The 24,773-nt window shown below is 42.1% G+C and carries 25 protein-coding genes and 1 tRNA gene; 15 read left to right on the top strand and 11 right to left on the bottom strand.

Translation table 11 applies throughout. From position 1 onward, the window contains the following. Positions 1–330 precede the first annotated feature (330 nt). Positions 331–1,251, top strand: coding sequence for a lysylphosphatidylglycerol synthase domain-containing protein (locus tag HWQ42_RS05340; RefSeq protein ID WP_292809967.1), 921 nt, complete (start codon positions 331–333; stop codon positions 1,249–1,251). A 12-nt stretch (positions 1,252–1,263) separates the two neighbouring features. Here the strand turns inward: HWQ42_RS05340 and HWQ42_RS05345 are convergent, their stop codons facing one another. Continuing rightward, positions 1,264–2,586 (bottom strand): hypothetical protein, encoded by a 1,323-nt coding sequence (locus tag HWQ42_RS05345; protein ID WP_292809969.1) that lies wholly within the window; start codon positions 2,584–2,586, stop codon positions 1,264–1,266. Between the two features lie 1,130 nt (positions 2,587–3,716). Between HWQ42_RS05345 and ndhL the strand changes: the two genes are divergently transcribed. The 4 genes from ndhL (at position 3,717) to HWQ42_RS05365 (ending at position 6,122) form a co-directional block, all read left to right on the top strand. Then, positions 3,717–3,929 (top strand): NAD(P)H-quinone oxidoreductase subunit L, encoded by a 213-nt coding sequence (gene ndhL, locus HWQ42_RS05350; RefSeq protein ID WP_094347179.1) that lies wholly within the window; start codon positions 3,717–3,719, stop codon positions 3,927–3,929. A 24-nt stretch (positions 3,930–3,953) separates the two neighbouring features. Beyond that, positions 3,954–4,265, top strand: a complete 312-nt coding sequence (locus HWQ42_RS05355) for a DUF3007 family protein (RefSeq protein WP_094347180.1) — start codon at positions 3,954–3,956, stop codon at positions 4,263–4,265. A 123-nt stretch (positions 4,266–4,388) separates the two neighbouring features. Further along, entirely contained in the window at positions 4,389–5,216 is an 828-nt protein-coding gene (trpA, locus tag HWQ42_RS05360) for a tryptophan synthase subunit alpha (RefSeq protein ID WP_292809970.1), read from the top strand. A gap of 237 nt (positions 5,217–5,453) precedes the next feature. Continuing rightward, positions 5,454–6,122 carry a heterocyst differentiation related protein gene (locus tag HWQ42_RS05365; RefSeq protein ID WP_292738941.1) on the top strand — a complete coding sequence of 223 codons (669 nt, stop codon included), beginning with the start codon at positions 5,454–5,456 and terminating at the stop codon, positions 6,120–6,122. Between the two features lie 374 nt (positions 6,123–6,496). Here the strand turns inward: HWQ42_RS05365 and HWQ42_RS05370 are convergent, their stop codons facing one another. Beyond that, the gene (locus tag HWQ42_RS05370; RefSeq protein ID WP_292809971.1) at positions 6,497–8,425 is read right to left on the bottom strand and encodes a serine/threonine protein kinase; all 1,929 of its coding nucleotides are present in this window, start codon (positions 8,423–8,425) and stop codon (positions 6,497–6,499) included. A 163-nt stretch (positions 8,426–8,588) separates the two neighbouring features. Here HWQ42_RS05370 and HWQ42_RS05375 point away from each other — a divergent pair, with 163 nt between their 5' ends. The 3 genes from HWQ42_RS05375 (at position 8,589) to HWQ42_RS05385 (ending at position 10,903) form a co-directional block, all read left to right on the top strand. Continuing rightward, positions 8,589–9,077 (top strand): hypothetical protein, encoded by a 489-nt coding sequence (locus tag HWQ42_RS05375; RefSeq protein ID WP_292734096.1) that lies wholly within the window; start codon positions 8,589–8,591, stop codon positions 9,075–9,077. Positions 9,078–9,421: 344 nt separating this feature from the next. Continuing rightward, positions 9,422–9,700 (top strand): BrnT family toxin, encoded by a 279-nt coding sequence (locus HWQ42_RS05380; protein WP_292809972.1) that lies wholly within the window; start codon positions 9,422–9,424, stop codon positions 9,698–9,700. Between the two features lie 207 nt (positions 9,701–9,907). Continuing rightward, entirely contained in the window at positions 9,908–10,903 is a 996-nt protein-coding gene (locus HWQ42_RS05385) for a folate-binding protein (RefSeq protein WP_292809974.1), read from the top strand. Between the two features lie 5 nt (positions 10,904–10,908). Here HWQ42_RS05385 and HWQ42_RS05390 read toward each other — a convergent pair whose 3' ends face one another. The 4 genes from HWQ42_RS05390 to HWQ42_RS05405 all read right to left on the bottom strand — a co-directional run bounded on the left by HWQ42_RS05390 (position 10,909) and on the right by HWQ42_RS05405 (position 14,302). Then, on the bottom strand, positions 10,909–11,841 hold the full coding sequence (locus tag HWQ42_RS05390) for a DUF5331 domain-containing protein (protein ID WP_292809976.1): 933 nt from the start codon (positions 11,839–11,841) through the stop codon (positions 10,909–10,911). 55 nt (positions 11,842–11,896) lie between these two features. Next, positions 11,897–12,229, bottom strand: coding sequence for a (2Fe-2S) ferredoxin domain-containing protein (locus tag HWQ42_RS05395; protein WP_292810029.1), 333 nt, complete (start codon positions 12,227–12,229; stop codon positions 11,897–11,899). An 80-nt stretch (positions 12,230–12,309) separates the two neighbouring features. Beyond that, complete coding sequence (locus tag HWQ42_RS05400) at positions 12,310–13,284, bottom strand: cysteine synthase A (protein ID WP_292809978.1); 975 nt, start codon at positions 13,282–13,284, stop codon at positions 12,310–12,312. Between the two features lie 148 nt (positions 13,285–13,432). Continuing rightward, positions 13,433–14,302: a hypothetical protein gene (locus HWQ42_RS05405; RefSeq protein ID WP_292809980.1), complete on the bottom strand. Its 870-nt coding sequence runs from the start codon at positions 14,300–14,302 to the stop codon at positions 13,433–13,435. Between the two features lie 352 nt (positions 14,303–14,654). On the opposite strand from HWQ42_RS05405, the gene mnmA reads away from it, so the two are divergent. Beyond that, the gene (gene mnmA, locus HWQ42_RS05410; RefSeq protein WP_292809982.1) at positions 14,655–15,710 is read left to right on the top strand and encodes a tRNA 2-thiouridine(34) synthase MnmA; all 1,056 of its coding nucleotides are present in this window, start codon (positions 14,655–14,657) and stop codon (positions 15,708–15,710) included. A gap of 420 nt (positions 15,711–16,130) precedes the next feature. Next, on the top strand, positions 16,131–16,532 hold the full coding sequence (locus tag HWQ42_RS05415; RefSeq protein WP_334812194.1) for a hypothetical protein: 402 nt from the start codon (positions 16,131–16,133) through the stop codon (positions 16,530–16,532). 43 nt (positions 16,533–16,575) lie between these two features. Here the strand turns inward: HWQ42_RS05415 and HWQ42_RS05420 are convergent, their stop codons facing one another. Together HWQ42_RS05420 and HWQ42_RS05425 are read right to left on the bottom strand one after the other, a co-directional pair. Beyond that, the gene (locus HWQ42_RS05420) at positions 16,576–16,839 is read right to left on the bottom strand and encodes a tetratricopeptide repeat protein (protein ID WP_292809985.1); all 264 of its coding nucleotides are present in this window, start codon (positions 16,837–16,839) and stop codon (positions 16,576–16,578) included. Beyond that, positions 16,832–17,530, bottom strand: a complete 699-nt coding sequence (locus HWQ42_RS05425) for a tetratricopeptide repeat protein (RefSeq protein WP_292809987.1) — start codon at positions 17,528–17,530, stop codon at positions 16,832–16,834. Before HWQ42_RS05425 ends, HWQ42_RS05420 begins: the two co-directional genes overlap by 8 nt. Before the next feature lie 217 nt (positions 17,531–17,747). Between HWQ42_RS05425 and sat the strand changes: the two genes are divergently transcribed. Then, complete coding sequence (sat, locus tag HWQ42_RS05430) at positions 17,748–18,926, top strand: sulfate adenylyltransferase (RefSeq protein ID WP_292809989.1); 1,179 nt, start codon at positions 17,748–17,750, stop codon at positions 18,924–18,926. Positions 18,927–19,092: 166 nt separating this feature from the next. Further along, complete coding sequence (locus HWQ42_RS05435; protein ID WP_292809991.1) at positions 19,093–21,204, top strand: caspase family protein; 2,112 nt, start codon at positions 19,093–19,095, stop codon at positions 21,202–21,204. 14 nt (positions 21,205–21,218) lie between these two features. Here HWQ42_RS05435 and hisC read toward each other — a convergent pair whose 3' ends face one another. Then, positions 21,219–22,268 (bottom strand): histidinol-phosphate transaminase, encoded by a 1,050-nt coding sequence (gene hisC / locus HWQ42_RS05440; RefSeq protein WP_292809993.1) that lies wholly within the window; start codon positions 22,266–22,268, stop codon positions 21,219–21,221. A gap of 63 nt (positions 22,269–22,331) precedes the next feature. On the opposite strand from hisC, the gene HWQ42_RS05445 reads away from it, so the two are divergent. Continuing rightward, positions 22,332–23,147, top strand: a complete 816-nt coding sequence (locus HWQ42_RS05445; RefSeq protein ID WP_292809995.1) for a methyltransferase domain-containing protein — start codon at positions 22,332–22,334, stop codon at positions 23,145–23,147. Positions 23,148–23,188: 41 nt separating this feature from the next. On the opposite strand, the gene HWQ42_RS05450 is transcribed toward HWQ42_RS05445, so the two are convergent. Both HWQ42_RS05450 and HWQ42_RS05460 read right to left on the bottom strand, forming a co-directional pair. Beyond that, positions 23,189–23,260 (bottom strand) — tRNA-Val (locus HWQ42_RS05450). A gap of 340 nt (positions 23,261–23,600) precedes the next feature. Further along, entirely contained in the window at positions 23,601–24,086 is a 486-nt protein-coding gene (locus HWQ42_RS05460; protein ID WP_292809997.1) for a DUF1499 domain-containing protein, read from the bottom strand. Positions 24,087–24,282: 196 nt separating this feature from the next. Here HWQ42_RS05460 and HWQ42_RS05465 point away from each other — a divergent pair, with 196 nt between their 5' ends. Then, complete coding sequence (locus HWQ42_RS05465) at positions 24,283–24,414, top strand: hypothetical protein (RefSeq protein WP_292734055.1); 132 nt, start codon at positions 24,283–24,285, stop codon at positions 24,412–24,414. Next, positions 24,411–24,674 carry a hypothetical protein gene (locus HWQ42_RS05470; RefSeq protein WP_099102250.1) on the top strand — a complete coding sequence of 88 codons (264 nt, stop codon included), beginning with the start codon at positions 24,411–24,413 and terminating at the stop codon, positions 24,672–24,674. The genes HWQ42_RS05465 and HWQ42_RS05470 overlap by 4 nt, the downstream gene beginning before the upstream one ends. The last annotated feature ends 99 nt before the right edge of the window (positions 24,675–24,773 follow it).

A 24,773-nucleotide genomic window follows, 5' to 3' on the forward strand; every position in this document is an offset into this window, starting at 1 on the left:
ACAAAATATTAATAAACTAACAATTTGCTGAAATCATTGGATTGGTCAGCAAGTTATTGTGCTTGTTTTGGTTCGCTCACTTTCGATAACCTGTATTCAGGATATGAATAATAAAATGCTCTTTACCTCTAGCGCAGGCTACATTTTAATGAGTATAAAAATAATATTTTTATCTAACTCTAGAGAGATATAAAATAAAGTAATATACTTTTCGTAAAAATAACCACATCAAGCTGTTTGATACTTCAAAATATTTGGATATATAGCTGATACACCATAAACTTTGAGGTATTCAGCCCTTATTGCTCTCAACGTTAAATGACTAAATTCATGAAGCAATTTTTACGCTGGATAATTTTGGGAGGGACGCTGTTTTTTTTAGGAAAAGCTCTGAAGGATAATTGGATTGGAGTGACTGCTATCCGCATTGATGATGTAGGATGGGCAATTATGGCGATCGCTACAGGGGTAACTTTACTAGCTCATACTTGGGCAGGCTGGATCTGGACTTGGATTTTGCAAGAGTTAAATCAACCTGTATCATCTCCCCAATTCATCCAGGTTTACCTAAAAACGAACATCGCTAAGTATTTACCAGGTAATATCTGGCATCATTACGGGCGAATTGTCGCCGCCAAAAATGCCAATATTCCTACAGGTGCAGCCACCTTAAGCGTTTTGCTAGAACCGCTACTCATGCTAGCAGCGGCTTTAATCATCATTGTCCTATCCAGTAGCCAGTTTGCAGCAGCGAATACTACCCTTGTTATACAATTACTACAATTTCTCAGTTTAGCTGTAGTCCTTGGTGCGATTCATCCCTGGTTTTTGAACCCAGTTATTCGCTTTTTGTACAAATTAAAAGCAAAAAAGTCTGCTGCTACCACCCAACCAACTGTTCCCTTCAGTCTTAAAAGCTACCCTTTACGCCCTTTGTTAGGAGAAGTGGGCTTTATGGGACTACGCGCCACTGGGTTTATACTAACTATGTTCGCCTTGGGTTCGTTGAATGCGAATCAAATTCCTTTGTTGCTAGGGGCTTTTAGTTGCGCTTGGTTGTTAGGGTTTGTGATACCGGGTGCGCCTGGCGGATTAGGTGTGTTTGAAGCGACTGCCTATGAACTTTTACGACACCACTTTCCAGCTGCCTTAGTATTTAGTGCGATCGCTCTGTATCGCCTCATTAGTATTCTAGCTGAAACTGCGGGTGCTGCCCTGGCTTGGTTAGATGAACGCCTTGCAAAATCATGAATCAGGTTAAACTCATTTTTGTCTATCTACTTTCATCTGTGAAAACACACGATAACTATCCAGATTTAATTGCTGATTACTGCTTTGTTCCTCTTCTTCCATCTTAATCAAGTTATATTCTACATTTTCTGCATAAATGGCAAATGTGATATTAAAAATCTCGATAAAATTTATTACCCCTTTGCATTCCTCTTCGGAATAGTTTTCGTAAAAACGAATCAAATGAGCAATCCGAGTTTCTAAATGTCTCCGGGAATTTCTACAAATCAAAATAATCTTTAATAATATAATTACCAAGGTTAAAGCATGACCTTGGTTAATTAATAATATAAATAATTCCGAAGGCTCTTTAGCATTTTCTGTTGTAAAGTAATCGATCACTCGATTACAAGTTCTCAAGAAGAATTCTTTAGTGACAATTTCTTGATTATAATCCGTCTTCCATAAGGATAAACTATGTGCAAACTGCTGCCGCCAAGTCTCGACTGATTTTTGATTTTCTACAGAAATAAATAGATATTTTTCTAGGTTTATTTTAAATTCTTTCAGGGTTTGATTTTCAGTTTGTTTGATAAATATATGGGCAATATTATCATGACTAAATACACCTCTTTTTAAAACAATTGCTTTTATTAAGCGCAGAGCTTGGTCTCCTAAAATACTGGGATTTTTATAGCGTGTTGTGTTTGATACGGCAGATTGAGAACGAGCAATATACATTGCAAGTTCAAACTTAAATTTATCTTTTATCTGTTTAGAAAGCCTCCTAGCAGCCTCTTGTTGTTCTTTAGGGTTCTTATTATTAACAGATTGATCGATCAATAAATATGAAGTGTAGCGATTAGCCCAATGACCTTTAGATGATTCTTCATATTTAGTAGCAAATAATTTCAGATCCTTGTAATCTTTGCTCTTGGAAAAATTCTCTAACCAGATTTTACAAGTTTTTACTACTGGAGGATTATTGTCCTTAATTTTCAGATTTTCATTAACAAATAAATTAACTAAATCTTGGATATACTTGTCTTTTCGATTACTTTTCCAATTATTAACTATGATGTAGCAGCACCGTTTCAATGTATTATATAGTTCCTGTTCATGCTCATCTAGAAAAACACTATATATTCCAGGTATATAATCAGAATATTCGGAATCAAGACCGTCTATAAATAAACTTTTGAATTCACGTAAAACATCCTCTGGTGGCAATTTCTTGACAACTTCCACAAAGAAGCTATAAACCTCCTCTTGGGTAGTTTGCACATCTATTTGGCTAGAGTTAGATGTAGCACAATGGGGATTTTCCTGACTAATTGATAAACGATTAGCGGTCATTTCACTTATCAGGACAAAAAGGCTTCCTGTTCATATTATTACCAGCTTAACCTTGGTGAACAGGAGCATCAATCTATTATTCGGAAATTCAGTCATCTTTTTACATAAATTTGATTAAATAGGGCTATAAATAAAGTATTAAAGACAAATTGTTTAATACTTCATCAAATAGTTCAGTGAAATCACTTATTTATAACCAGAAAAGACCATACATAGATATATAGATATATGGATATGGGCGGGTTGTATCTAAATCTTATAGATACAACCCACCCATACCTTTTATCGAAGGCTTTTCGGTATTTTAAATTTTTAGTGGGGGTGGAGGGACTTGAACCCACACGACCTTTTACGGTCAACGGATTTTCATTCTCCCGCAGTTTTCACTGCTACCTGATGACAATAGTCAACTCAGATTTTGAGAATTGGACTCTCCCTTTACCCTCGACTTAACGTTAGGGTAGCTCCCGTCGAGTCTCTGCACCTTCCGAACAGTTATGAGTTAGGAGTTAGGAGTTAAGAGTTTTAAATTTACTCAGCACTCATTACTTATGACTCAGGACTTTCTTCGGCTTGGCTCAGGATTGCCATGTCTGTCACCAGATTTAGGTTTCCCTGAGTTTGAGAGCTTCCACTTGAGGGATTTCTCCTTCAAGGCTCAATTATTTAAGTCCGTAGCGTCTACCATTCCGCCACACCCCCGCAGGTGTTTGGCAACTAGTGTAACTAGTTATTTTTTAGAGGTAGCAAATACCTCCTTATCTATTCCACCATCAATTGTGTCTTTTGTCCAACTAGATTGAAAATATTTTTTCCAGATTGTGCGATCGCTTCCCAAATTTGGAAGTTTTCTTTGTTTTCTCGTAATAATCTGGATGAGTTTTCGATCTTGTCTGACTAGAGCATTTTGCTAGTGGATTCACATAATAGCATGATATTAGCTTTTGTCATGAAATCCGTTGAATCGCCTACAGTAAGAGTACTCCAGCCCGCCAAAGCTGCGCTTTCGCCTCCTTATTAGCGGTTTCGAGGAATTCTGGCACAGTTATGTTGAAAGCATTATGACTATACTTCTCTGAGTTTGTCTCTTCAGCCTATGATGGAAAACAGATGCTTAAGACTTGAAAGTTATGATTGTCGCCCTGCTATATCTGATTTTGGCTGGAGCTTACCTTTTGGTAATCCCCATTGCTGTTTTGCTGTACCTGAAGCAGCGTTGGTATGTAGCTAGCTCTATTGAGCGTGTCTTTATGTACTTTTTGGTGTTTTTCTTCTTTCCGGGTCTTTTGGTTCTATCGCCGTTTGCAAATTTCCGACCCCAACGGCGACAAGTTCAAGTTTAACGAGATTGGTAGGTCATAACTCTCATGCGACGGATTGACGCGATTGGAATTGGCTTGGGTGTTTTTATTGCCGGCGGCTTGGCATACTTAGGATTGCAGCTAGTCGGTTTGGATAATCAAAAAGCTGGTATATGGAGCCAAGTCTTGCTAGTCAGTGCCTTAGTTGGCTGGTTAGCCACCTATTTTTTCCGTGCGGTGGGACAAAAAATGACCTACCACCAACAGCGGGAACAGTATGAGCAAGACTTTCTGCAAAAGCGGCTAGACGAGCTTACTCCCGAAGAACTCGCACGAATTCAAGCCGAAATAGAACAAGAAGAGCAATCTCAGGTGTAAAGTTATCATTGGTCAGTTGTCTCATGTGTCCTTTGTCATTTGTGCTTTGTAACTTGCCTAAAGCTAATGACTAATGACCAATGACCACTGACCAATGACCACTGACTATTGACACTTGACTAAATGACTGCGATTTCTGATTGCTTTGAAACCCTTGGGCGCAATCGTGAGTGCGCCCTAATTCCGTTTATTACCGCTGGCGATCCCGATTTAGAAACCACAGCCAAAGCCTTGCAGGTTCTAGATCGTAATGGAGCCGACATTATAGAACTGGGTATACCCTATTCCGATCCTCTGGCTGATGGTCCAGTTATTCAAGCTGCTGCTACCCGCGCCTTGCAAAGGGGTACGAAGTTAGAGCAGGTGCTAGAAATGCTGCAAGGGATTACTCCCAAATTGCGATCGCCAATTATTCTGTTAATTTATTACAACTCAATTTTGCACCGGGGAATTGAAAAATTTCTTGGGCAAATTGCTGTTGCTGGGGTTGCAGGATTGGTAATACCTGATTTGCCCTTAGAGGAAGCAGCAGGCTTGCTCCAAGCAGCTAGTGAGATGGGAATTGACGTAATCTTGTTGGTTGCTCCCACCAGTTCTGCTGAACGGATTGAAGCGATCGCTCGTTCTTCCCAAGGATTTATTTATTTAGTCAGCGTGACTGGGGTTACAGGGGTGCGATCGCAACTGGAAAACCGCGTGTCCGATTTACTCAAACAAATTCGTAGTGTTACTGATAAACCCATTGCAGTCGGCTTTGGAATATCTGAAGCTGAACAAGCCCGTCAGGTAATGGAATGGGGCGCAGATGGTGCGATTGTAGGTAGCGCTGTTGTCAAACGGTTAGCCGAAGGAACACCAGAGCAGGGACTAAATGCGATCGCCCAATTTTGCCAAAGTCTCAAGGCAGCCATCAAGACGACCAACACCAGCACAAATACTCCTCTTGATTAGATGGGGAAAGTAGATTAAAAAAGTATAACAGTGTAGTTTTTCTATCCTTACTTGGTAGACAATTTGACCATTATGGTCTTGAATATTAACATCAGATATTGATGATGTAAAAAAACTAGCTGATAGAGTCGCTTATAGTTTGAGTATTATGTGAAATTAAGTAGGCATAATTTATGAGTGTGAGAGTGAGTCAGTCAAAAATGATTATAGTTACGTCGCAATCGAGGAGCAAAGGCGATGAGTGAAAGTATGGCATTTATCGGCGGGGTTGCCGTAGCTGGGCTGGCGGCTCTCGTATTGCTCAAAGGCACAAATACCCCTCTACAATCTAACTTCGCTGTTGCTCCGCAAATGCCAGGTGTAGTCGCGCCCCAAGGAATGCAGCCACAAATGTATCCTTACGGGCCTTATGGGCAACCAATGTATCCCAATCAGGTTCAACCACCGACTGCTCCCAATACTGACCAGCGCCTAGAGATGGAGAAGTTGAACACGCAGATGCAGCTGGAGCGTTTAAAAAACGACAATGAACAGCTAAAGTTGCAAAATCAACAACTCCAAGGCCAAGTCCAAAATTTCAATACTCAGCAGCAGTGGCAATTAGCCCAGCAGAATAACCAACCAAAAACAGCAGCAACATTCCAGCCGCAAAATAATTGGTGGTCTTCACCTGTGCTTTGGGCTGTGGGAGGCGCAACTCTGACTATTGGTGGTGGTGTTGTTGTGGCTGGGGTATTAGCTTTGTTCTCACCACGGCAGCGTCCAGCCCGTACTGTACAAGTTATTCACCCTTACCAAGGAAATACGCCGCCCTTGGTTCCAGTCCGTCGTGCTGAGTTTCTGCCTGCTTCGCGGATGGAAGCAAGACGAGTTGAAGCCCAAGAATACGACGAAATGCACGGGTAGGGAAAATAAAATCACAGATAAATACCTATTTAAAATCTCGTTTCTAGGTATAATCTGGAAACGAGTTTTATTCGTCTAATACTGCGAATCCTGGCGGTGAGAGCCATTGGTGTAAACTTAAGCTTAAACGCTTATTCCACAGGCGTTTTACCCCTCCCCTCAATCCCCTCCCCTTGCTAAGAGCGAGGGGAAGTTTTAGCTTTAGACAAAACTGGGGTGGAGTGACGCGGATAGTGATGGTAAGCGAATAGACTTAATACCAGGTGATTATAGGGCTTTCACGTTAAGTTGACACCAATGGGTGGCAGCCCTCCTTTATTCATTCCCAGTCAGAAGAACCTAGAAACGAGGAAAACTGTGTTTACTGATAACTGTTAAAGACTGCTTTTAGGAGTTTCTGTGGTATTGGGACTCTTTGTGGTTTCAGGTTGGTTAGTATCGGGAATTTTCTGTTGGGTATTTTTCTGATTACCTTGATTTTCTAACTGAGTTAGTGCCTGTTTTGCCAGATTTTCGGCTGCTTGTTTAAATAATGGTTCTATTCTGTTTCGCCAGTATTTAGTATTAGGCAATTTTTCTGGATGGTTTCTATAATCTAAAACTTTATCCCATTTACCATCATCTATTGCTTTATTAATCTCATTAGATAATACCTCTGCCTTGGCCCAATCTTCCTGCCACTGGGCAATCATTTTGCCTGTTTCTTGGATACCAGAAGCAGCATTTGCTGGAACCGATCTTAAAAGTGCGATCGCTCCAATTATATCCCCTGAATCATACTTATTTTTTGCTTGTTCTATAATATTCGCACTGTTATCATTAGGCTGCGATCGTTCTGATTTCCCAGCATCGTCAGTTGACGCCTTCGGCTTTTCTGGTAATGGACTTACTACATCCCTAGATTTTGGTTTTGGCTGGGGAATTGTTCGAGTCGCAATCAAGCTACTATCATCTACAATCCTAGTTGCAATGCCCTTTTCACGTAAGCAAGAACCCCATTCTTGATTATTAGTTATCACGGTCGGGTGTGCCCAAGCCAAACGACCAGATTTAAGTTTAACTTCTATCCAACCTGCTTTTGTTCGCTTACCAGTCACCTCGAAATTGGTGTTATTAGCAACAGTTTGCACAATATTATCAGAATTTATCGAACTAGGTTCAGAACGGATATTAGAATTTCCGACAACAACAGCCGAGCATTTGTTTACTAGAACCGTATCCTTACCTGTAAGATTTAAAGCTAAATTTTTTACATTTGGATATACATTTGCTACCAAGGCAGCCGCACCACCCGCCAGTAATATGCCAACTAATATCGGCCAGGGGTCGGATTTACTAGAGTCTTTACGCGCAGGTTTGGCGGGGATAGGATTTGCTGGTGCAAATGCAATAGTTTGCAGCCGAGATACTTGAGGCTGGGATTTGGCTGCTTGGTAACTGGAATTTTTGGCGGCTTCTTGAGGTGTGGACAGTGCAGGTACTGGATTAATCGCGTCTTTACACGCTTGCAGTGCTTCCGTGGCGTTTTGGTAGCGGTCTTTGAAGTGATAACGCACCATCTTGGACAACACTGCCGCCAGTCGATGGTTCACGGTTACTGAATGCCGCCAGATAATTTCTCCTGTTTCCGGGTCTTCTTGCAATTCTGTTGGGTGTAATCCTGTTAATGCTTGAATGGCGATGATGCCAAGGGAATAGATATCGCTGTTGGGACGAGGTTTACCTTGCCCTTGTTCTGTAGGCATATAGCCAGGAGTGCCAATAACCACTGTCGCAGAGGCTTGTCCGCCGGCTGTTACCAGTTGTGTACGCAGTTGTTTCACTGCCCCAAAGTCTACTAAAACTAACTTATTATCTGAGGCGCGACGGATGATATTATCCGGTTTGATATCGCGGTGAATCACGCCTTGGCGATGGACAAATTCAAGAATTTCCAGAACTTCCTGCAATAGTTGAACTACTTGGCTTTCACTCCAGCGCTTACCAGGTATAAGTTCCTCAGCTAAGGTATGTCCTTCAATATATTCTTGTACTAAATAAAACTCATGGTTTTCGTCAAAATACGCTAGCAACCTGGGTATTTGGTCATGGTTGCCCAATTTTTCTAAAGTCTCGGCTTCGCTGCTGAACAGACGTTTAGCAGTATCAAAAACTCTGGAGTCAGTTCCGGGTTTGAGGTGCTTGACAACGCAGATGGGATTGCCGGGCCGCCTAGTATCTTGGGCAATGTACGTTTGACCAAATCCTCCCATCGCGAGGACTCGAATTACTTGGTAACGATGGTCTAGTAGCTTGCCTATCATATTCCCTCCCCAGAGTTATTACCTAATTTTCCAGCTGGTAATAAATATCTCCAAATTTTCTTCAATGAAATCCGCTATCTTGAGAAAAGATTTAGATTAAAAACGCAGCTTTTTAATAAACGCAGACTGTTTATTTTTCTTTTAGTGCCCCTGTTTATTACCAATGCCACCTAAAATAACAAATCCAGTTGCATGGCAGCAGGCTGAAATCCTCATGCAACCTGCTTTTATTCGAGTTATCGATAATATCCGCAAGCAGCTTGATGAATCTTCCTGGACGGGGACTTACCACGATGTCCTGATTTGGCCGCCTAGCACCACTGATGAAATCAAAGCATTGGTGACTGAGCTATTGCAAGCAATGGAAACTGCAACACCTGAAGAAGCAGATGAAATCAGAGGAACTCTCGCTCGTCTGCCGATGCCCCATCCAGGATATCATTTACGTTTGCAGCGTCAACAGCAAGAAGCGAGTATCGATTTGTGGGAACTGTGTTATGAAGTGTGTTTTCTTGAATACACCCCACAAAAGGAATCTGCTGATATTGATACTAGTTTAATCGATGAATTCGGTGAAGTGGATTGGCTGCGTTTGGATGCTAAGTCAAAGGAGTTGGTTGAGCAGGCGTTTGCTAAATTGCCAGAAGGGTAATAAAACTAGGTACGTAGGTGTAGCCCGTCGTAGACATCGCTCTCTCATTATCCCAACAGAACTTTCTAATCAACAGGTTGATGGCGTTGTGGCGATTACTGAGCAGATATTGGGTTTAAAAAGGGCTTTTTGGTGAGAGTTTCTGATGGTCACGTCACTCGATTTTAGATTTTGGATTTGCGTTAGCGACGTAGGAGCGTCTTTTAGATTAGCCTCTTATTTAAATAAGAGGCATGAACAACGAATTTTTTTTCTTTTTTTTCTCCATGAATGGAGAGGCTTGAAACCCTTTAATCTTGATAAAATATTACGGAGAGCGCTTAGTCTAAAAACAAAATTTATAGATGGATATTGTTTATCGTCTACAAGGTATTGAATTTGAATGGGATGAAAATAAAGCACAAAGCAATATCGAAAAAGATGGCATTAAATTTGAAGAAGCTACAGAGGTATTCTTTGATCCCTTTTACCAAGTTGGTGATGCTACTGCTAATAATCAACAGGGTGATTTCATCTTAGGCTATTCTCTTTCTCAACGCTTATTGCTCGTAGTTTATCTAGAACGCAGTAGGCGAACACGCATAATTTCCGCCCGTCCACGGGATTGTTTACGTAGTAAGTGATGACCGAGTTGAGTTTATTCAGGCGCGATCGCCATAATGGTATCGCTAACTTCATCATTCAATAATCTAATCTTGAAAAAGAGCGTAGGCGCAGCTCGCTGTAAGCATCGCCTCAGCCCTTTCACCTCTACGCTATTGAAGCCGCAAACGCTTATTTGCTAAGATTTCCAGTGCGACAACATTGAAACAGGGCAACTTCTCATCGCTATGCCAACATCTACACTTGACGATAAAGACGCAGCAGCTATCCAAGCCGCCAGAGTTGGGGTTGCAATATGCGATCGCACCGCCTGGGGACGTATCAAAGTAGCTGGCGACGATCGCCTCAATTTCTTACACAACCAAAGTACTAACAATTTCCAAATACTCAAGCCAGGACAAGGTTGTGATACAGTTTTTGTCACTTCCACAGCCAGAACAATCGATTTAGTAACCGCCTACGTTAGAGAAGATGCGGTAATCTTGCTGGTTTCACCCAACCGTCGCCAATATCTTATGGAATGGCTGGATAAATATATTTTCTATGCAGATAAAGTGGAATTATCTGATATTACCCAATACACCAACACCTTCAGCCTGATTGGCCCAGGAAGCGACGCTGTTTTAGAAAAGTTGGGTATTGGCGAACTCATCGGTCAACCTTACGGTAGTCACCAAGTATACACGATCGCTCCGGCTGAGGGCGTGCGAATTGCTGTGGGTAGCGGGTTAGCCGCGCCCGGATACACCTTCACTTTTCCCTATACTGACAAAGAAACGGTGTGGAACAAATTGTTAGAAGCTGGGGCGGTAGAAATGAGCGATCGCGCTTGGGATGCTTTGCGAATTTTACAAGGCCGCCCCGCCCCAGATGCGGAACTCACAGATGATTACAATCCTCTAGAAGTGGGTTTGTGGCAAACAATTTCTTTTACTAAAGGTTGCTATATTGGGCAAGAAACTATTGCTCGGTTAAACACATATAAAGGTGTAAAACAACACCTGCTTGGTATTCGCCTCAGTGCCCCTGTGGAAGTTGGAAGTGCGATCGCAGTTGGAGATGAAAAGGTCGGCAAACTTACTAGCTACACAGAAACAGCTGATGGTTACTTTGGACTAGGTTACATTCGCACTAAAGCTGGTGGCGTAGGCTTAAAAGTCAAAGTGGGAGAAACTGAGGGTGAAATAGTAGAAATCCCGTTTGTTTCTCACGAATATCCGTAAGTAGTTCAAATCAAAATATCTTTCTCTTTATCCCTAGCACCGTAACAAAATTCATCTACCCAAGAAGCTATACTACGGGCATTTGTAGTTGGTAAATTCACTTTGCTTTTAACCTCTTGTGGTTGAATATTCGGTTCTTTGCCGTTGCTTTTAACCTCAGTAGTAATTGCTAGCGATCGCACTGCTTTGCCGTTACTAGAAATCTCAGTCGTAATTGCTAACGATGCACCCACAGGGATTCGGGCAGATGGCGCGTTGCTCTTAACTTCGGTAGCTAATGCCACAGATGGCATAGTTTTGGCTTTGCTGTTAACCTGACTGGTCATTGTCGCCGATGCTCCTGAAGGTAACTGACCAGAGTGCCAACGTACTGGTTGATATTTCCTTAGCAAACCCGAGGATGGCGTTTTTGCCGGAGTATCTGGAGCAAATTTAGTTGCATTTGCTACTATCAATTCAGGTTTACGTGTGCGAACTACTTCAGTGGTAGCTGTAATTGATGGCACAAGTTCATCGGCGCGTGACAAGTTGGAATCTAGAGTCTTAGCAAGAGAATGAAGCGCAATCTTGCTGGCAGTTACAGCCGATGATAGATGTTTATCCTCAGAATGCTTCTCATGTGGCGACTCGCTTTCAACTTGGCTTATAGCCATAGAATGGTCTGATTTGATTAAACGTAACTCTTCATCGGGATTGAAGTTAAGACCTAAAGCTGCGACTATTTTATCTGGATCGTTATTTAGCTCCAGCATAAAAGAAAGTATTTCATCAAACTGGGGTTCCAAAACAGACAGTGTTGCCAAAATAAAACCGGACAAAGGGCGACGCAGACCATCGTAATTGGCCCAAATTCGCATTTTGACCAGCCAGGAAATATTTTGCTTGTAGTAAATAAGCCACTTTTGTTTTAAGGATTGACGCAGCTGCTGGATATTCATTGGATGCCTCACTTCAGTCAACAAGATTGCAGACCTTGATATTGAAAATTTAGCTTTATTTCTGGGGATGAAACCGATAATAGAGCATCTGTTTGACTCTTTGATCACCTAGCAAATGATTTTCTATCAGTACAGATACTTCATCAGGGTGAACGCCGCTGTACCAGACCATATCGGGTAATATCAGCACCATTGGGCCATTGCCACATTGTCCTAAACAGCTGCTAGCCGTTACAGTTACACCAGGGATTGGCAAAGCTGTAAAAGCTGCTAAAACCTTGACTGCACCTTGCTTTTTACAAGTACGATTTTGACAAACTCGCACACATTTAGGAGAAGAGTCTCGATCTATTTTTGGGGAGTCTGATGGTTGAGTAGTATTGGTCATTTGTTCTTTGTCATTTGTCATTTGTCATTTGCCAAAAGTCGGAAGTAGGAAGCTAATGACCAATGACTAATGACTAATGACTAATCTATTGAAAGTCCTTTTGAGGCTAGCCATTCCGGGTTGAATATCCGCGACTGATACCGGGAACCACTATCACACAAGATGGTGACAATGGTATGTCCTGGCCCCAATTGCTTCGCTAAGGCAACAGCTGCCCCAACATTAATACCCGTTGAGCCGCCCATTAACAACCCATCTTTCCTCAGCAGTTGGTAAACTACTCGCAAAGCTTCTTGATCGTCGATTTGGATGGCATCATCAGCAGGTGCGCCTTCCATATTGGCTGTGACACGACCGTTACCGATGCCTTCAGTGATGGAATTTCCTTCTATCTTGATTTCGCCAGTTTTGACATAGCTATAAAGTCCACTACCCAGCGGATCGGCTACAACACATTTAATTGCTGGATTTTGTTTTTTTAAGTACAATGCTACACCAGCATAAGTACCACCAGTACCAGTTGCAGTTGTCCATGCATCTATTTTACCATCTGTTTGCGTCCAAATTTCCGGCCCTGTGGTTTCGTAGTGCGCGAGGCGGTTGGCTAAATTATCAAACTGATTTGCCCAAATGGCATTTTCCAACTCAGCAGCTACTCTGCCAGATAGCTTGACGTAGTTGTTCGGGTCTTTGTAGGGTACAGCGGGGACGCGACGAACTTCTGCTCCTAGTGCTGTCAGCGCATCTATCTTTTCTTGTGACTGGGTATCGGGAATAATAATTAGGCATTTGTAGCCTTTGGCGTTGCAAATATGTGCTAGTCCAATGCCAGTATTACCAGCGGTTCCTTCTACAACCGTGCCACCAGGTTTGAGTAAACCTTTCTTTTCTGCATCTTCGATGATGTAAAGTGCGGCGCGATCTTTGACAGAACCCCCAGGATTGAGAAATTCTGCTTTCGCAAGGATTTCACACCCTGTTTCTTCGCTAAAACTGTTTAAGCGAATTAAAGGGGTATTGCCAACAGCGCCAACGAAGCCATTCTTTATATCCATTTTGACTGTAGTTGTGTGAGTCTCTATAAAAATTTTGGCTTATAGCTGTAGCATGATTTACAGCTGATTTGCCTAAAATTCTATGATACTGACATTAGAGCGCTTGCCGTTGATGTACTTCCTATCTAACTCCTAACTCCCCATTTATTCACTTTCCGTAGTAAACCCTGGCATTACTGTATCCGATCTTTCGCATATACTTGTTCCATTCCTCAGCTTGGAATCGATTGGGGAAAGGCCCGACTGCTACGTGTGGGCCTCGTGGTTGCGTCCTTTCGAGGACTCCGCCAGATCGTCCTAAATCTTGTGTCAATCCGCCTAGATTCTGCCTAACTTGTGCTGCGATCGCAGGTAACTGTTCAGAAGTGGTGGGAATGGCGACATAATATCTAGAGGCTTGCCTATTAGCATTTATATTATTGCGATCGTCTCTATAGTTGCCATTGTCTGCATTTATTTCCTGTCCGTTACCAAAGCTGATAATTCGGGCGTTATATATGCCTCGTGACTGTAGCTCATTCACCCGTTGTTGGGCGTTGGTTACTCTGTTAAAAACTCCTGACTGAATTACAGTTCGGCCCTGGATCTGGCGAATGTAAGCACTGGGTTCAATCTGACGTATTGCTTGTAGTGTCTGGAAATCACTACCATCAACGTAAACTAAATAGCGCTCAAAGTTCTGGTTATATTGACTAAACTGTGAAGGTTGAGAGGGCTGAAAATTTTGCTCAAATCGATTGTTCGGTAATGGTTGAGCGGGCTGAAAGTTCTGCTCAAATTGATTGTCTTGTACTGGTTGGATAGGCTGAAAGTTCACTTCCGATTGATTGAAGTTCTCTGCTTGAATTGGTTGTAACTGCGGTGATGGCTGTTGACCAAAGGGAATTGGCGGTGGCGGTAAAATCTCGCCAGTTTCTTGAGCCAGTAGCACGTTGCTGTTGGAAATTTGTGCTTGTGCTGGCGTAAAGTCGGGAATCAGTACTAACCATCCTCCCACTAACAAAAATAGAAGTCTCATAGTGGGCTTCCAACCCTCAAAACTTCGGTGCAGCATCGGAAATGGGATAAATTGACTTGATATTCCTCTCGACATAATAGTTAGAAAGTAGTCACAGTATTTTTAGGTAATTTCCACCAGAAACTAATTAGTTCACCGTTGTAGCAACTATATAGCGTTAACGTAAAGTTAGCTCATCTGCGTGGCAATAAATACATCTGTAATTAATCTTAGATGAAAGAGTGAATAGCGATATCTAGGATGGGCTATGCCGACGCTAATTCAGTGACTTTAAAACTGAAGCGCTTTAGTAGCAAGGCAATGAAAGAGTGTGTGCTACAATTGGACAACCACGCAGCTTGTCGTGCTTTGTATGAAAAAAGTCGTCGTTGGTCTTTCTGGTGGCGTTGACAGTTCCACCGCCGCAGCTATCCTGCACCATCAGGGCTATGAAGTGATTGGTTTGACTCTTTGGCTAATGAAAGGCAAAGGTCAATGTTGCTCTGAAGGTATGATCGACGCGGCTGAACTCTGTGAACAACTGGGCGTTCCCCATCAGGTTGTGGATATTCGGGATCTCTTTCAGACGCATATTGTCGATTACCTGGTGACTGGTTACAGTGCTGGAATTACACCTTTGCCTTGCTCCCAGTGCAATAAAACGGTGAAGTTTGGGCCGATGGTGCAGTATGCTCGTGAAGAATTGGGATGCGATCGCATTGCCACTGGTCATTATGCCCGAATTAGCTATGACGAAGCAACTGGACGTTACCAGTTATTAAGGGCTGTTGACCGCAACAAAGACCAGTCATACTTTCTCTATGATTTGTCTCAAGATTTACTTGCAGCAACGATATTTCCTCTAGGCGAACTAGAAAAAACTGATACGCGCCGGATTGCGACTGAATACGGTCTGAAAACTGCTGATAAGCCAGAAAGTCAAGACTTATGCTTAGTGGAAAGTAACGGTTCCATGCGGGCATTTTTGGATAAATATTTAGCTCCCAAAACAGGCGATATTGTCGATGCGACGGGTAAAATTTTGGGACAGCATGATGGTGTCCATCACTACACCATTGGCCAGCGCAAAGGCTTGGGGATTGCTGCTGCCGAACCATTGTATGTGATTGAATTAGATGCGGAAAATAATAAAGTAGTAGTAGGCGATCGCACTAAGGTAACTCAGCCAGAATGCACTGTAAATCGGGTAAACTGGGTTTCCATTGCTGAACCATCTACTCCAATTCATGCCGAAGTGCAAATTCGCTATCGTTCAACGGCTACACCAGTGACGGTGATTCCGTTGGAAAACTCCCGTGTGCGTTTGGTGTTTGATGAACCCCAAATCAGCATCACCCCTGGACAAGCGGCGGTTTGGTACGACGGCGAAAAAGTGTTAGGTGGCGGAATTATTGAACAGTTTAGTTAATAATAACTCTTACCCTGTTTTGGCATAAACTAAAAACACCCTGTCCTGACAAACGAGGAAGGGTGGTTTTAGTTTTCAATGGATATATGTCGAAAGAACCTATCTCTGACGAGTTTTTGATAGAGTTATTAGAAAGCTATACCTCAGCAGAAGCAGCAGAGATTCAATAGTATCTAAGTGAGTGGGATACTGCTACCTATACCAGTGTTTCCCAAAGTATCTTAGACCATGCTAATAGAAAAGGAATTGACCCATTAAGGTATTTACGCAAAGCTCATAACTTTAATAAAAAAGGAGCGATTAGAGTTCCGAAAACTGGATATCGTGGAGATAGTTCAGCTGTATACCGTAAAGGCAATGAATATCTGATTGTCAGACCTGACCAATATGGTACTGAAAAGATAGTTACTTATGGAGTCAATGATGACTAAAGCAATTTTAAATCAGGAAGAATTAGTTAAGAAAAATATTAGTCAATTATTAGTACAATTGACTAATATTTTTCAAAATACACGCGGCGAACGACAAGAAATTTCTATTCAGTTTCCACCAGAAGATGAAGAGTTTTCACTTGTAGAAGAACTTGAACTTTTAACAGTAAATCTCAGAGGTTATGCAAGTCAAATTCAAAGCACAGGTCAAATTGCCAATCAATCTCAAGCAATTAAGCAATTACAAGCTATGCGAGTTTTAAATATACCTCAGATTGCTAGTTTTTATTTTGGCAGTAATGGCAATTATGAACAGATAAAGAGTTATATTAGAACGTTAGATTACTTGCGGTTACTGCTGTTGGAGTATTTACAGCTTCAAAAACCATAGTTCTGGAACAGCGATCGCTTTTTATCTCCAATTTAAGGTTCAATCAATCAGATAAACAACTATTGATTTCATTAATTATCTCGATAATTTTATCTTCATTATTTTGATAACCTTGTTCTTTAGCTACTGCTAATGCTTGCTGATAATATTTCAGGGCTTTGGAATGTTGTTTTAGCTCAATAAATAGTTCACCTATATGTTCAATATTTTGAATTTCACTCATCCGATTGCCTAATCTTTTACAAATAACTAAAGATTGCTGATAGCATTTTATAGCTTTTTCATACTCTTTCAAATGTCTATACATCAAGATTATTTTCTATCTGGATATTAAGACTTTGATGATGTAGCTCTAATGCTTTTGTATACTGGCTTAATTCATTGTAAATTTGTCCTATATTGTTAAGAACAGATGCTTCACCATTTCGATGATTTTGACTCCTGTAAATTTTTAGTGCCTCTTGATATTTTTCTAAAGCTTTTTGAGGCTTTCCAAGCCTTTCATAAATTAAGCCAGTATTACTGAGAGTAGCAGCTTCATTAGATAGATGACCTACTTCTCTACTAATTATTAAGGAGTGATTATAGTACTGTAGCGCTTCTGAATATTGTCCTAATAAGGAATACACTGCCCCAATACCACAGAGTGTTTTTCCTTCCATTTTGCGATCCATGACTTCAAGATGAAGAGAAAGCGCTTTTTGATAGTTATCTAAAGCATTTGAATATTGTCCAATACTACGATAGGCACCCCCAATATTACTAAGAGTAGTACCTTCATTTTTTAAATCTTTAATTCTTTGAAAATAAGATAAAGCTTGACTGAACTGTTTTAATGCATCATGATAAAGTCCTTGGTTATATAAGTCAAGTCCCTGATTTAAATGTCTTACTCCGTCTGCTTGATATTCTTGTTTTATTAAAAATTTAACGAATCGATGGATTGCTCTTAATGGTCTAAGTAAAGCTGAACCTAGCACACGTAAGTAAGATAGCACTTGCAACCTCCAAAGGTTAGTTCTTGATTTCAAACTTATTTTTCCCAATTATTAGTCTGGAGTTGCAGGAAACTGAAAGCAGTTCTTATGTCAGGTAAATATTGTGGTAGGTTGAAATGACACTATTTTTCCAACTATTTTTTCTCTACGTACCAGCATTTTGATAAGTTAGTACATAATCTGAAACAATAACAGTTAATACAAAGAGGGGATTACGTTGAGTCAAAATCCAGATGCCATAGCCCCCCACGGTGGACAGTTGGTTAACCGTATCGCCACACCAGAACAAAGAGCAGAGTTTCTCTCAAAAGCTGACTTTTTGCCGCGAGTGGAACTTGACGATCGCGCCGTTTCCGATCTAGAAATGATTGCGATCGGCGCTTTTAGTCCACTCACGGGTTTTATGAACCAAGAAGACTACGATCGCACTGTGACAGAAATGCGATTAGCTAACGGTCTTGTGTGGTCAATCCCGATTACACTATCGGTAAGCGAAGAAGTAGCTTCCCCGTTACAAGAAGGCAGCTTAATCCGTCTGGATAACTCCAGAGGCGAATTTATCGGAGTTTTGCAACTCACGCAAAAATATCACTACGACAAAACCCGCGAAGCAATCAAAGTCTATCGCACTGATGATGTAAAACATCCCGGCGTGCAGGTACTCTATAACCAAGGTACTGTACATCTGGCGGGTGATATTTGGTTGTTGCAACGCGAACCTCATCCCCAGTTTCCCACTTACCAAATCGATCCAGCTGCCTCACGGCAACTATTTAAAGACAAAGGTTGGAAAACCATCGTCGGCTTTCAAACTCGCAACCCCATCCATCGCGCCCATGAATATATTCAAAAGTGCGCTTTAGAAATCGTTGATGGTCTATTTTTACACCCATTAGTCGGGGCGACTAAAGAAGATGATATCGCCGCTGACGTGCGGATGCGCTGCTATGAAATTTTGCTGGAACATTACTACCCCTTAGACAGAGTAAGTTTGGCAATCAATCCAGCCGCAATGCGTTATGCTGGGCCTCGTGAAGCTATATTCCATGCTTTAGTCCGCAAAAACTACGGCTGTACTCACTTTATCGTTGGACGGGATCATGCTGGTGTCGGTGACTATTACGGCACTTACGACGCTCAATATATCTTTGATGAATTTGAACCAAGTGAATTAGGCATTGTGCCGATGAAATTTGAACACGCTTTTTACTGCACGCGCACTAAGCAGATGGCAACATCTAAAACCAGTCCCAGCAGGCCAGAAGAACGCATTCACCTATCAGGGACAAAAGTTAGGGAAATGCTACGGCGCGGTGAGTTACCTCCACCAGAATTTTCTCGTCCAGAGGTAGCAGCAGAGTTAGCACGGGCAATGCGGATAGAAGTACCAGCTTAGGGTATTGGGCAAAACAGTGCTGAGTGAGGAGTGAAGAGTTAGTAGTTAGGAGTTACGAATTCTCCCCCTGCTCCCCTGCCCCTCCGCTCCCACGTTTTTGTAACTTTACAATACAGAGTTCAGCCCTGTAAGCTGCTAACTGATAGCTGAGGGCTGATAGCTAATTATGAAACGTCGCGCGTTTTTAGAGAGAATTGGCTCAATACTCGCGGTATTGGGGATAACTGAAGCTGAGTGGTTGTCTTTGGGAAATCGCTATTACCAGGCTTTGGCACAACCCAGTCCGCGCAAGTTGGCGTTGTTGATAGGTATTAACCAATACCCAAAAATTCCAGCCCTCAGTGGTTGTCTGACGGATGTGGAACTACAAAGAGAACTTTTGATTCATCGCTTTGGTTTCCAAGGGTCAGATATTTTAACCTTAACTGAGGAACAAGCTAGTAGAGAATTCATTGAGGCGGCTTTTTTGGATCATCTGGGTAAGCAAGCTAAATCCGGTGATGTGGTCGTCTTTCACTTTAGCGGCTATGGCAGCCGTGTCAAATTGGAGACATCACTAGAGACAATGCAAAATGCTCTGGTGCCAGCTAATGCCAGTTCCCAAACACAAGATGAAAAAATAGTCAACTATATATTAGAAGAAACTCTACTGCTATTATTGCGATCGCTCCCTAGAAATCGAGTCACAGCAGTATTAGATACTAGCTATTATGCGCCAACTCCAGTATTAGGATTAAAAGTTCGTGCCCTTCCAGAATCAGTAGAGGCAAAGCTAGCAGCAGAAGAACTCGACTTTCTCCAACAACTCAAGACTCAGAAGTTAACCAGCACGCCGATTGTCTTAGCAGCTACCTCAAATCCCAAGCAGCCTGCCAGGGAAGAACTCTTTTCTGGTTTTAGTGCCGGGTTATTTACTTATGCCTTGACGCAGTATTTGTGGGAATTCACTCCAACTACCAGAATTCAAGTCGCTCTCTCCTATATGGAAAATTCTCTATCCAAATTGGGTAGTAAACAGCAACCAGCGTTATTAAGTAGTCAAAAAAATCAACATCTAACGTCTCTACCGCCAGATAGTATTATTGGTGCAGAAGGCGCGGTGACAGCGATTGAAGAAGACGGCAAAACAGTCCAGATGTGGTTAGCAGGATTACCGCCACAAGTGCTGCTATACTACGGAGTTAATTCTCGATTTACCTTAGCAACAACAACAGAGCAATTAGTATTGCGATCGCGGACTGGATTAACAGCAAAAGCGCAAATTTCCCAAATTGAAGGTGCAAATCCCCTACAAGTCGGGCAACTTGTCCAAGAAGCAGTCCGAGTTTTAACCCGAAATATCCATTTAATAATTGCTTTGGATACTGGATTGGAAAGAATTGAGCGGGTAGACGCCACAAGTGCGTTCGCTGCCTTTCCCCATGTCTCCACCGTAGTCGCAGGAGAAAAACCAGCTGATTATTTATTTGCCAAACTACAGGAAATTCCCAGTCGTTATGGTCTATTTTCTCTTGGTGGCGAGGTAATTCTCAATACCACTGGAGAAGTAGGAGAAGCAGTGAAATTAACAGTGCAAAGGTTAGCACCAAAATTATCAACTCTGCTTGCAGCCAAGTTATGGCGACTTACAGAAAATCAAGGTTCTTCCCGCTTGGCTCTCAAGGCTACTTTAGAAATAATTAGTGGTATATCACCACAGGTAGTGATGCAGCATGAAACAATACGAACTTTAAAACCTGAAACTTCGAAAAAAAAATCACTCCCCACTCCGATTCTCCCTATCGGTAGTCGAATGCAATATCGGGTAGAAAACCAGAGCGATCGCCCAGTATATTTAATCTTGCTGGGATTAAATAATAATCATACAGCGATCGCCTTCTACTCTTGGGAAACCCCCCAAGAACCAAAGGCGGCAGACACCAAACCCTTGCTTAAAGAAGTCGTCATCGCGCCAGGTGAAACCCTCACCCTACCCCAAACTAATACTGCCTCCGAATGGGTGATTTCGGGGCCACCTTCTGAGTGCGAACACCAACTGATTTTTAGTACAGCCCCCTTTAACGGAACTCTCGCCGCCTTAAACACTGCCAAGTATTCCACAGCCGAAGAAGGGCCAATTGGCCCATTGTTGAATTCCTTAGACGTTGTACAAACCTTGCTACAAGACTTACATAACGCTAGTGCCCTCAAAACGGAGATGAACGGCACAACAGCCGATTCACATAGCTTGGATGTGAATAATTGGGCAAGTCTTAGCTTTAGTTTTCAAGTGTTGTAAGTCAGTGTGAATCATTAAAGGTTTGTAGTTAGTGCTTCTACTAAAGCCTGATTTTGCTCATCTGTCCCAACAGTGATACGTAATTTATCATCTAGTCCAGGCTGCTTGAAATAGCGGATTAAAATTCCCTGTTCCTTGAGTTTTTGATAAAGGTATTCTGCGTTTCCTTTTTTTGGCTGTGCCAGCAAAAAGTTAGCTTGGGAATCCCAGACATGAAAACCTAATTGTTTCAAGTCTGTTGCTAACTTAGTCCGTGATGCTTTAATCTTGGCTACACAAGCATTTTTATAAGCTTGGTCAGTGATAGCAGCTGTACCAATTGCACAAGCGATCGCATCGATGTTATAGCTATCTTTAACCTTAAACAATCCCTGCAAAAGTTTAGGATTCGCCACCCCAAAGCCCAACCGTAATCCTGCCAACGAGTACCCCTTAGATAGTGTCCGAAGCACAATGACGTTTTCATATTCCTTAACCAAAGCCAATGCATTCTCTTCGGTAAAATCTATGTATGCTTCATCAATCACTAAAACTCCAGATAACTGGCTGGCTAATTTTCGCAAATCATTTGTTGCCACCACATGTCCCGATGGACTATTGGGCGACGCAATAAATGTTACCGCCCCATTGGCAGCAACTAATTCGTCCTTTGGTAAACTGTAGTCTTTGCTGTAGGGAATCTCAATAATTTCCGCCGCTTGCATTTCTGTTAAGGTGCGATATAGCACGTAAGTAGGCATCGGATAAACTACCTTTTTCCCAGGTTCAGCACAGGCTCGAATCACCACACTTAACAATTCATCACTGCCATTTCCGACAATTATCCAATCACTAGGAACTCCTAAAACTTTACTTGCAGCTTCGCGGAACTCCCCCCCAAAAGGTTCTGGATACCGCCGCAACCACTCACCATCAATATTCCGTAGCACAGCTAATGCCGCAGGGGAAGGAGGATAGGGGTTCTCATTGCTGTTAAGTTTAATAATTTGTGTACCGCGTTGAGGCTGCTCACCGGGAATATAGCTAGCCATTGCATCAACATTAGAGCGAAAGTAGTTGGTCATAGGGCATGGTAAATTGGGTGGGATGTCTACGATAGTTACTGAGCGGCTGGTGAGCGGAGTCGAATGCCATACCACTTTATAAATTACGAATTACGAATTACGAATTATAAAAATATGCCAGATAAATGGAATCCAGAACTATACGAACGATTTCAAGCTGAAAGAAGCCGTCCATTCTACGACTTGGTAGACATGGTACATCGGCAAGAAAACTTACGAGTTATTGATTTAGGGTGTGGAACCGGAAAATTAACGAAATATCTGCATGAAACCTTAGCAGCAGAGGAGACTTTAGGGATAGATGCTTCTGAGAAAATGCTGGAAAAAGCGCGTCAGTTTGAAGGCAATGGACTACGGTTTGAGCAAAGACGGATTGAGGAAAATCCAGGAGATGGGGAGTTTGATGTGGTATTTTCTAATGCGGCATTGCAGTGGTTAACGGGACATGAGGTTTTATTTGAGAAATTGCGGGCAAAACTGCGGCCTGGTGGACAGCTCGCTGTACAAATACCAGCGATGGATAGTGAGCCAGTGCATCAGATAGCTGTTGAAACTGCACAGGAATTCAGTCAAGAATTAAGAGGATATGTGCGGCGTTTAGAGGTACTTCCCCCAGAAACATACGCCAGAATCTTTTATAAGTTGGGATTTGTCAAGCAGGAAGTCAAGCTTCAAATTTATGGACATGTGTTGCCCTCACGAGAAGCCGTGGTAGAGTGGTATCGCGGGACATTGCTAACAGCTTATGAGTCCCAACTAAATGCTCAAAGCTATGAGCGATTTGTGGAACGCTATCAGCAGAAATTATTCGAGTTGCTAGAGGATGAGCGCCCGTTCTTTTTCCCCTACAAGCGTATCTTGATGTGGGGGCGTATTTAAGAAACCGAAGCTAGTTAGCTGAAAACTTTTCTGTGTATAAGTGGGCGATACTGGATTTGAACCAGTGACCCCATCCGTGTGAAGGATGTGCGCTACCCCTGTGCTAATCGCCCAAGAGCTTTTATATTACCATAATTTACTAAATAGCAACGTAAGTTGAAATTCCAAAAGCTTAGTTGTTGCGCCTACGCAATTGAAGTTATTCTTCATCATTGCCGTATGTCACGCAAGGACTGTCAATTATGAGTGCTGGCTCAAATGAATTGCAGAAAATAACGGTAGAACAATTAACCCCAACTTCGTCAGGGTGAATGCACGTTATCGCTTCTTCTACTAAGGTATGGAAAGCACAATCATTGCAGATAGTCTGAGATTTCTTCACTAAGTATAAATTTTTAAATGGTATTGCTGATCGCACCTCAATCAGTTAAATGAGAATAAGTAGCGCCAAAATCAAATATTTAAATCGCGTAGAGCCAGACGAATTTGCTCGGCTCGTCTGCGGTTGACACCAAGATCAGATTCTCCCACGCGCGAAGCCGAGCGCAGATGAATTACTGACTCATTAGGAGGTAAATAAAATTCTACATCATCAACAAATTGGAAGATGCGGCTTTTAGAAAGAGCGTGGATGTAATTATCTGTTTGTTCTACAATTTCTGTACGGGGAACAACACCGATAACTTTTAGTAAGATTTCTCTAGCTGCATTACGGTCTACATGATAAGCAATCGGGTCGATAGCGTGTTTTTCATCTGCGTTTTGGCTGACAACACAGTTGTCTGAAGCCGGACAAGAACTCAGATGACCATTATCAATTCCCAAGCTAGAAGCAGCCCAAGTAGCCCCAGGAAGTATTAAACTACTAATCAAAGTTAAGAGTATTGCAAAAATACTCCGCAAGAATCGCTGCCGGAACGCTGTTAGCAAACGGGACATAATAAATTTACTCCTTTTGTTCGGTTATTTCGGGTGAGTACTGCGAATTGCTGGTTCGCTCTACAGATTATCATCTATCCAGCCAGACTCTGAGTTTGGACAATCCCAATGTAGCCGCGCCGACCAGTCCCTTGTGCCATTATTCCTGCCAATAACGGAATCAAGCCAAAAAAGTGACCAATAATTCAGATTTCCATTGACTACGAACCCAAAATCATTAGCAGGGGTTGCGACTGCATTCCCTGGTGATTCCAGCTTTGACTCGGAAGAATTGGCTGGTATCGGCTTTGTTGTGGCCAATGTTAGAAAGTTTGATGGTTGTAGATGAATATAGGAATAATCCAGCCTTACAGTAACGGGTTTTTAGAAGTTGTACCAGAGAGCGATTATTGGCAGATTGCAGCTATACACATCAATGGTCAAGCCTACTGCCCTACTCCTCAGCTTTATCGTTCAGAAAAAGTGGCATTAGCAAAAGCAACACAAATTTATGATTGGATAGCTGACCACGAACACCAAATCAGTGATGAGGCTTACTACTGCTCTGAATTGAAACTCATTATCTGGCAGCAACCAAAAGTATCTTAGTTAACTAGGCAGATTGCTTGCCTTGGGCAAATCTGATAGTAGTTTCGTATTAATGTTTCAGAATAAGGCTATAGTCCCTGCCGCAAATGTGGAGATTTT

The organism is Nostoc sp. JL23 (assembly GCF_017115065.1).
GTDB classification, from domain to species: Bacteria; Cyanobacteriota; Cyanobacteriia; order Cyanobacteriales; family Nostocaceae; genus Nostoc; species Nostoc punctiforme_A.